Here is a 1,728-nt window from a genome sequence, read left to right on the forward strand (position 1 = left end):
GATCGAAGGGTGTTGCAGGGTCAGCAAGTCGGTCGAGCCGGTAACCGCAGGCGCGACGCCAGAAGGGCGGAAACCCGGTGGCGATGGCGTCGGCGTTCTTCTCCACGATGATGGGCAACTCGCGGTACAGGCGCCCTTCGAGGGTCGGCATGCTCGCCCGTCGACGTCGTTCCAGATCGTCGACCGGTGCGAAGTGCGCGACCGATCCATCGGAGAGCACGGCATCGACTGAGCGCACGTGGTCGATGGTCATCCCGAACCGCAATGAGCCACTTCCGGCCGAGTTGTTGCCGAGCATGCCGCCGATCGTGGCGCGGTTACTGGTCGACGTGTCGGGCCCGAACATCAGGCCAAACTGCGCCGCCGCCTTGTTCAGGTCATCCTGAACGACGCCCACCTGCACTCGCGCAGTTCGCCGACGGTGGTCCAGCTCCAGGATCTCGTTCATGTGTCGCGAGCAGTCCAAGATGATGCCGGCGCCGATCGTCTGCCCTGCCAGGCTGGTTCCGGCGCCGCGTGGCGTGACGGTCACGCCATGAGCAGAAGCGATCCGCACGGTGGCGGCAACGTCCTGGGCGTGTTTTGGAAAGACAACGCACAGCGGCGTAATCGAATACATACTCGCGTCGCGTGAGAAGAGGTGCCGTGAGTACGCGTCGAACTGCACCTCCCCGTCGATTTCGCGCCGAAGGTGCTCGTCGAGCTCTCGCAGAGACTCGGACATGTCAGAGACCGCGTCGTTGGTCGTCATTGATGGCTCCATTCTCGAGACGGCCCCCGGATGCTTACTTCTCGAGGACTTCGAGGGCTGCCAGCACGCCGTCCTGTTTGATCGGCACGCCGGCCAGGTTCAATCCCATCTGCACGCCGCCCAAGGTGCCGACCAGCGAAAGGTCGTTGAAATCTCCCAAATGTCCGATGCGGAACACCTTGCCCGCGAGCTTGGCCAAGCCCGTTCCGAGCGACATGTCGAAGCGTTCGAGAATCAGCGCCCGGACGTCGTCGGCGTTGACGCCCTCGGGGACGAGTACGGCGGTGAGCGAGCCCGAGTACTCACGTTCGTCGAGGCACAGCAGTTCCAGCCCCCATGCCCGCACTGCGGCGCGGGTCGCCTCGGCGTGGCGCTGGTGGCGCGCGAAAACCTGAGGCAAGCCCTCGTCATCGAGCATTCGCAACGCGACTTTCAGACCGTAGAGCAAGTTGGTCGACGGGGTGTAGGGCCAGAAACCGTTCGCGTTCGCCGCGAGGATCGGCTGCCAATCCCAATACGATTTGCGCAGTTTCGACGTCTTGGCTGCCTGGAGGGCCTTGTCGGACACCGCGTTGAAACCGAGACCGGGAGGAAGCATCAGTCCCTTTTGGGAACCTGCCACGGTCACATCGACCTTCCACTCGTCGTGGCGGTAGTCGATCGAGCCGAGTGACGAGATCGTGTCGACGAGTAGCAGCGCCGGATGTTCGGCGGCATCCATGGCCCGGCGGACCTCGTCGATCCGGCTGGTTACTCCCGTCGAGGTCTCGTTGTGCACGCAGCACACCGCCTTGATCTCGTGATCGGGGTCGCTGTTCAGTTTCTGCGCAACCTGTTGTGGGTCGACGCCATGGCGCCAATCGCCGGGCATGAAGTCAACGACGAGCCCCAGCGCCTCAGCCATTTCTTGCCACAGGGTGGCGAAGTGCCCGGTCTCGAAACACAGCACCTTGTCCCCGGGGCTCAGGGTGTTGACC

Annotated in this window: 2 protein-coding genes; both read right to left on the reverse strand. The window is 63.7% G+C overall.

The genetic code is table 11. From position 1 onward, the window contains the following. Window positions 1–751, reverse strand: a 751-nt coding sequence (locus ACRDUX_RS36915) for an FAD-binding oxidoreductase (RefSeq protein ID WP_526421843.1), incomplete at its 3' end; no start/stop codon positions are given. Window positions 752–785: 34 nt separating this feature from the next. After that, a partial coding sequence (locus ACRDUX_RS36920) for a pyridoxal-phosphate-dependent aminotransferase family protein (protein WP_526421845.1) occupies window positions 786–1,728 on the reverse strand: 943 nt, incomplete at its 5' end.

The organism is Mycobacterium sp. (assembly GCF_050701675.1).
In the GTDB taxonomy this organism is placed as follows: Bacteria; Actinomycetota; Actinomycetes; order Mycobacteriales; family Mycobacteriaceae; genus Mycobacterium.